The sequence below is a fragment of the Amycolatopsis rhizosphaerae genome, from assembly GCF_007713715.1.
Classification (GTDB): Bacteria; Actinomycetota; Actinomycetes; order Mycobacteriales; family Pseudonocardiaceae; genus Amycolatopsis_E; species Amycolatopsis_E rhizosphaerae.
The window spans coordinates 1-6309 of the sequence record NZ_VJWX01000416.1 but is presented as its reverse complement, the minus strand read 5'-3'; the positions used below and the strand labels follow the sequence as shown (position 1 = coordinate 6309).

Below are 6309 nucleotides of genomic sequence, written 5' to 3'. Positions count from 1 at the left end.
GGTTCGGGAAGACCTGGATGGCGTCGTCGGCCACCCCGAGCCGCTGGAGCGCCCTGGCGGTGTCGCTGTCCGGATCGGCACCGGAGGGGCCGACCAGCCACGGCCAGCTCGCCGGGTTCCCGCGGTAGCGGGTCTGCGGCGCGGCCACGGCGACGAGGGTGCAGCGGAACACAGGGGTGCTGTCGAGGCCGCTTTCGAAGGCGGGGCCGAGGGCGGCGTCGGCGAGTCTGCTGCCTACCAGCACCGGCATCTCGGCCGTCCTCGCCAGCCCGGCCGAGGCGTCCACGGGCAGGCCGGAGCGCGCGGCGAACGTTTCGAGCAGCGGGTTCGCCACGAACTCGGCGAGCGTGCTGGTGACCGCGACGTGCAGCCGCTCGGCCCTGCCGTTGGCCTCCCGGACGGCCGCGTCGGCATCGGCCCCGAGGGCCACCATCTGCGAGGCGATGGGCAGGAGGCGGCCCCCGGCCGGGGTCAGCTTCATCCCGTCGGCGGTCCGCACGATGAGCTTGTCGCCGTGGTGCTGCCGCAGGGCGGCCAGCGCCTGGGACACCGCGGGCTCGCTCACGCCCAGGGCCCGCGCCGCGCCGGTCACCGAGCCGAGCCGGGCGACCAGGACGAACGCGCTGAGCTGACCGAGCGTCACCTCCGGCATTCTACGTGACCTGCGCCTGGGTGATAAGGGAAAGCTTATGGAGCCGTTGCCGCCGTCCATCCGGGGACGGAAGCTGCCCGCCATGCAGGTACCCGCCCAGTTCCAGTACGAGAAAGCGACGAGCGTCGACGAGGCGCTCAGGCTGCTCGCCCAGTACGGGCCGGAGAGCCGGATCTTGGCCGGAGGGCACAGCCTCATCCCCATGATGAAGCTGCGGCTGGCCCAGCCGCAGGCGCTCATCGACATCAACGAAATCGGTGAGCTGGCCCGGATCAGCGTCGAGGAGCACACGCTCTGCATCGGGTCGATGGTGCGGCACGCCGAGCTGCTGGCCTCCGCGGTGGTGGGCGAGCATTTCCCGATCTTCCACGACGCGGAACGCGTCATCGCCGATCCGGTCGTGCGCAACCGGGGCACGGTCGGCGGTTCGCTGTGCCAGGCCGACCCGTCCGAGGACCTGTCGGCGGCGTTCGCCGCGGTCCGCGGCGAGGCGGTCATCCAGGGCATCTACGGGCAGCGGACCGTGCCGGTGCGGGAGTTCTTCCGCGGCCCGTACGAAACCGTGGTCGGCGATGGGGAACTGCTGGTGGGGCTCCGGGTGCCGATCCGGTCCTCGGCCTCGGCCTACCGGAAGGTCGAGCGGCGGGCGGGTGACTGGGCGGTCGCCGCCGCCGGCGCCGAGCTGCGCCTGGAGGGCGAGACGGTGGCCGAGGCGGGCATCGGTCTCACCGCGCTCGGCGCGCGAAGCTTCTGCGCACCCGAGGCAGAGGAGTTCCTCACCGGCGGGCCCGCCACCCAGGCCCGCTTCGAGCAGGCCGGGGCGATCGCCGCGGAGCACTGCGCGCCGGTCGCCGACCAGCGCGGCCCGGTGGACTACAAGCGGCATCTCGCCGCGACCCTCACCGCGAGGGCGCTCAGGGCCGCGCTGCACCGCTGGCGGGGCGGCCACCCGGCCGCCGGGGAAGCCCGGGAAACGGAGGCGTGAGGCGATGGAAATCAGCGTGACGGTCAACGGGCAGGTCCACCGGCGCGAAGTCGAACCGCGCCTGCTGCTGGTGCACTTCCTGCGGGACACCCTCGGCCTGACCGGGACGCACTGGGGATGCGACACGTCCAACTGCGGGGCGTGCGTGGTGTGGCTCGACGAGGTGCCGGTGAAGTCGTGCACGGTGCTGGCGGTGATGGCCGACGGGCATCGCGTGCGGACCGTGGAGGGGCTGGCCGGAAAGGACGGTCTCGATCCGGTCCAGCAGGGCTTCCGCGCCTGCCACGGCCTCCAGTGCGGGTTCTGCACACCCGGCATGATGATGACCGCCCGGTGGCTGATCGACCACAACCCCGATCCGTCCGAAGAGGACATCCGGGAGGCCATCTCCGGGCAGCTGTGCCGCTGCACCGGTTACGAGAACATCGTGCGTTCGATCCGCTGGGCCGCCGAGCAGGAGGCGGTGACGGTCGCCGCGCCGAGAACCGAAGAGACCACAGTGGACACTGTGAGGGAGACCGCGGCGGACACCGGGAAGGAGGTGCAGGCATGACCGCCATCGAGAAGCACCCGACCCCGATGGGTTTCGGGCGGATGCACCGCAAGGAGGACGTGCGGTTCCTGCGGGGGCACGGCAACTACGTCGACGACATCGTGCTGCCCGGCATGCTGCACGGCGCGGTGCTGCGCAGCCCCCACGCGCACGCGAAGATCCTTTCGGTGGACACCAGCGCGGCGCAGGCGCATCCGAAGGTGCGCGCGGTGATCACCGGGGAGACCCTGGCCGGGCTGGACCTGGCGTGGATGCCGACGCTGTCGCACGACGTGCAGGCCGTGCTGGCCACCGACAAGGTCCGCTTCCAGGGCCAGGAGGTGGCCTTCGTCGTGGCCGAGGACCGGTACTCGGCGCGGGACGCGCTGGAGCTGATCGACGTCGAGTACGAGCCGCTGCCCCCGGTGGTCGACGCCCGGCACGCGCTCGACGAAGACGCGCCGGTGATCCGCGACGACCTCGAAGGCCGCACCGACAACCACATCTTCGACTGGGAGGCCGGGGACCGCGCCCGCACCGAAGAGGTGTTCGCCGCCGCGGACGTGGTCGCGGCGGCCGACATGATCTATCCGCGGGTGCATCCCGCGCCGATGGAGACCTGCGGCGCGGTGGCCGACCTGGATCCGGTCACCGGCAAGCTCACGATGTACACCACCACGCAGGCGCCGCACGCGCACCGCACCGTCTACGCGCTGGTCGCGGGCCTGCCCGAGCACAGAATCCGGGTGGTGTCGCCGGACATCGGCGGCGGCTTCGGCAACAAGGTCGGCATCTACCCCGGTTACGTGTGCGCCATCGTCGGGTCGATCCTCACCGGGAAACCGGTGAAGTGGATGGAGGACCGCTCGGAGAACCTGATGAGCACCTCCTTCGCCCGCGACTACCACATGCACGGCGAGATAGCGTCGACAAAGGACGGAAAGATCCTCGGGATCCGGGTGAAGGTGCTCGCCGACCACGGCGCCTTCAACGGCACCGCGCAGCCGTCGAAGTTCCCCGCCGGGTTCTTCGGCGTGTTCACCGGTTCCTACGACATCGAGGCCGCGCACTGCGAGGTCACCGGGGTCTACACGAACAAGGCACCCGGCGGGGTCGCCTACGCCTGCTCGTTCCGCATCACCGAGGCGGTCTACCTCGTCGAACGGATGGTGGACGTGCTCGCCTACGACCTCGGCGTGGACCCGGCGCACCTGCGGATGCGCAACCTGCTGCGGGCCGAGCAGTTCCCGTACCTCACCAAGACCGGCTGGGAGTACGACTCGGGCGACTACCCGCGTGCCCTGCGCATGGCGATGGACATGGTGGACTACGACGAACTGCGCGCCGAACAGGCGCAGCGGCGGGAGCTGAACGCCAACGGCGAAAGCGGCGACCTGCTCGGCATCGGGGTGGCGTTCTTCACCGAAGCGGTCGGCGCGGGGCCACGCAAGCACATGGACATTCTCGGGCTCGGCATGGCCGACGGGGCCGAACTGCGCGTGCACCCCACCGGCAAGGCGGTGCTGCGCCTGTCCTGCCAGAGCCAGGGGCAGGGGCACGAGACCACGTTCGCGCAGATCGTGGCCGAGGAGCTGGGCATCCCGCCGGACGACATCGACGTGGTGCACGGCGACACCGACCAGACCCCGTTCGGGCTGGGCACCTACGGATCACGCTCGACCCCGGTGTCCGGCGCGGCCACCGCGGTGGTGGCGCGCCGGGTGCGCGAGCGCGCCAGGCTGGTCGCCTCGGCGATGCTCGAAGTCAGCCCCGACGACCTGGAATGGGAGAAGGGCCGCTGGTTCGTCAAGGGCGATCCCGAAGCGGGCAGGTCCATTCAGGACATCGCGATGGCCGCGCATTCGAGTCTGGAGCTGCCCGAAGGTGTGGAGGGGCATCTGGACGCGACCTGCGTGTACAACCCGCCGAACCTGACCTACCCGTTCGGCGCCTACATCTGCGTGGTGGAGGTGGATGCGGGCACCGGACAGGTCAGGGTGCGGCAGTTCGTCGCCGTCGACGACTGCGGGGTGCGGATCAACCCGATGATCGTGGAGGGCCAGATCCACGGCGGGCTCGCCGAAGGGGTCGGCATGGCGCTGATGCAGGTGATGGCCTTCGACGAGGACGGCAACCACCTCGGCGGGTCCTTCATGGACTACCTGCTGCCCACCTCGATGGAATGCCCGTCCTGGCAGCTGGGCGAGACGGTCACGCCGTCGCCGCACCACCCGATCGGCGCGAAGGGCATCGGGGAGTCGGCCACGGTCGGCTCGCCCGCCGCGGTGGTCAACGCGGTGCTGGACGCGCTGAAGCCCTACGGCGTACGGCACGCGGACATGCCGCTGACCCCCGCCGCGGTGTGGCGGGCGATGCAGGGCCGTCCGCTGCGCCCGGACCTGGCGATCACCTGAGATGCCCAGTCGTGAACTGCTCGCGCAGGCGGATTCCCTCCGTGCGGACCGGAAACCGTTCGTCCTGGCCACCGTGGTGCGGGCGCAGCGCCCGACCAGCGCCAAGCCCGGTGACTGCGCACTGGTGCTGCCGGACGGCACGGTGTCCGGGTTCGTCGGCGGGAGCTGCGCCGAATCGACGGTGCGGCGGCAGGGGATCCGGCTGCTCGGCACCGGAAGATCCACCCTGCTGCGCATCACGCCGGAGGCGGGCGCGCGGGAACGGGTCGAAGAGGGAGTGGTGACCGTCGGCAACCCGTGCCTGTCCGGTGGCACGCTGGAGATCTTCCTCGAAGCGCAGTTGCCGCCCGCGCTGGTGGTGGTGTTCGGGGACGCGCCGGTGGCCAGGGCGCTGGTTTCCCTCGGCCGCGCGATCGGGTACGACGTGCGCGCCGCCGCGCCGGGGGAGGCGGTGCTCCCCGACGCCGCGGCGGTGATCGTCGCCTCGCACGGGCGGGACGAGGAACCGGCTTTGCGGGCCGCGCTCGCCGCGGACGCGGGCTACGTCGGGCTGATCGCGAGCCGCCGCCGGGGCGCGGCGGTGCTCTCGGCGCTGGAGCTGGACCCCGGCCGGGTGCACACCCCCGCCGGGCTGGACATCGGGGCCGGAACCCCGGAGGAGATCGCGGTCTCGGTGTACGCGGAGCTGATCGCCTCCCGCCGGGGTACCGGTGGCATCGCGGCGCGGCCCGCGGTGCCGGAGGCGGCCGGGCATCCGGAGGCCGTCGATCCGGTGTGCGGCATGGGCGTCGCCGTCACGCCCGGCGCGCTCCGGTTGACGCACGGCGGGCGCGAGTACCACTTCTGCGGGCCGGGCTGTCGCCAGGCCTTCGCGGCCGACCCGGCGAGGTATGCCGATGAGTGACCAGGTCCAGGAGTTCGCGCGCGGGCTGGAGGAGGTGGGATACCTCACCGACGAGGCGCTGGCCACCGCGCTGTTCCTCGCCGTGCACCTGACCCAGCCGATCCTGCTCGAGGGCGAGCCGGGGGTGGGCAAGACCGAGGCGGCGAAGGCGCTGGCGCGGGCGCTGGACACCCGGCTGATCCGGTTGCAGTGCTACGAAGGACTGTCCTCTTCGGATGCGCTGTACGAGTGGAACTATCCCCGGCAGCTGCTGGGGATCCGGCTCGCCGAGTCACGCGGCGATCCACTGTCCGAAGAGGACCTTTTCGGCGAGGACTACCTGATGGCGCGGCCGCTGCTCGCCGCGATCGAACATCCCGGTCCGCGCCCGGCCGTGCTGCTGATCGACGAGGTCGACCGCGCCGACGACGAGTTCGAGGCCTTCCTGCTCGAACTGCTCGCCGAAGCCAGCGTCACGATTCCCGAACTGGGCACGCGGCACGCGGTGGTGCCGCCGATCGCGGTGCTCACCTCGAACCGGACGCGCGAACTGCATGACGCGCTGAAGCGGCGGTGTCTCTACCAGTGGATCGCCCATCCCGGTCCGTCCAGGGTGGCCGCGATCATCCGGCTCCGGGTGCCGGGCGTGGCGGACTGGCTGGCCGGGCAGGTCGCCCGCTCGGTGCAGCGGTTGCGGGGGCTCGAACTGTACAAACCGCCGGGCGTGGCGGAGGCGATCGACTGGGCCGCGGCGCTGCACGCGCTGGGGGTGGAGGCACTGGACGAACCGGCGTTGCGGCACACGCTGAGTGCGCTGATCAAGTACGAAGAGGACCGTGCGGC

The 6309-nt window shown here is 71.6% G+C and carries 6 protein-coding genes; 5 read left to right on the top strand and 1 reads right to left on the bottom strand.

Annotation, left to right across the window (positions count from 1 at the left end; all coding sequences use genetic code 11):
- On the bottom strand, window positions 1-643 hold a 643-nt coding region (locus FNH05_RS29200; protein WP_144592067.1), incomplete at its 3' end, for a LysR family transcriptional regulator.
- Window positions 644-734: 91 nt separating this feature from the next.
- Between FNH05_RS29200 and FNH05_RS29195 the strand changes: the two genes are divergently transcribed.
- From FNH05_RS29195 to FNH05_RS29175, 5 genes are all read left to right on the top strand, one after another.
- A complete protein-coding gene (locus FNH05_RS29195) occupies window positions 735-1637 on the top strand; it encodes an FAD binding domain-containing protein (RefSeq protein WP_144592068.1) in 903 nt (300 codons plus the stop codon).
- A 4-nt stretch (window positions 1638-1641) separates the two neighbouring features.
- Entirely contained in the window at window positions 1642-2190 is a 549-nt protein-coding gene (locus FNH05_RS29190; protein WP_144592066.1) for a (2Fe-2S)-binding protein, read from the top strand.
- A complete protein-coding gene (locus FNH05_RS29185) occupies window positions 2187-4583 on the top strand; it encodes an aerobic carbon-monoxide dehydrogenase large subunit (protein ID WP_144592065.1) in 2397 nt (798 codons plus the stop codon). The genes FNH05_RS29190 and FNH05_RS29185 overlap by 4 nt, the downstream gene beginning before the upstream one ends.
- Window position 4584: 1 nt before the next feature.
- Window positions 4585-5487: an XdhC family protein gene (locus FNH05_RS29180; RefSeq protein ID WP_144592064.1), complete on the top strand. Its 903-nt coding sequence runs from the start codon at window positions 4585-4587 to the stop codon at window positions 5485-5487.
- On the top strand, window positions 5480-6309 hold an 830-nt coding region (locus tag FNH05_RS29175; RefSeq protein WP_144592063.1), incomplete at its 3' end, for an AAA family ATPase. The genes FNH05_RS29180 and FNH05_RS29175, both read left to right, overlap by 8 nt.